At 44.5% G+C, this 400-nt stretch carries 1 pseudogene; it reads right to left on the bottom strand.

Annotated features, from left to right (window positions below):
* Positions 1 to 400 (bottom strand): annotated as a pseudogene (locus RVS70_RS22995) (glucose-6-phosphate dehydrogenase); the annotation flags it as partial.

The following is a 400-nucleotide window of genomic DNA, read 5'->3' as shown; positions in this document are numbered from 1 at the left end:
GAACAGGCATACCGTCAATTTCACCGGCTTGATATTGTCCGCGCACAAAGTACTCATCCACTTCATCTTTTGCAATAGGGCGCAGTGCTCTCAGCACCTTCACTTTTTCGCTGCGGATTTCTTCTGTGTTCAATTTGATTGGCGGCTCCATTGCAAGGAGGGCAACCATCTGCATAATATGGTTTTGCACCATGTCGCGCAGGGCGCCTGATTTTTCGTAATATCTTGCACGGTCTTCTACGCCAAGTGATTCACTAGACGTAATTTGAATGTTTGAGATGTAGCGGTTTGTCCAAAGCGGTTCGAAAATCGCATTGGCAAATCGAATCACTTCAATGTTCTGAACCATTTGTTTGCCTAGATAATGGTCGATTCTGTAAATTTGATCTTCCGTAAATGC

Source organism: Virgibacillus sp. M23 (assembly GCF_034190895.1).
In the GTDB taxonomy this organism is placed as follows: domain Bacteria; phylum Bacillota; class Bacilli; order Bacillales; family Amphibacillaceae; genus Virgibacillus; species Virgibacillus salarius.
Note: the sequence above shows the minus strand (reverse complement) of the source record. Positions and strands in the feature narration are given on the sequence as shown.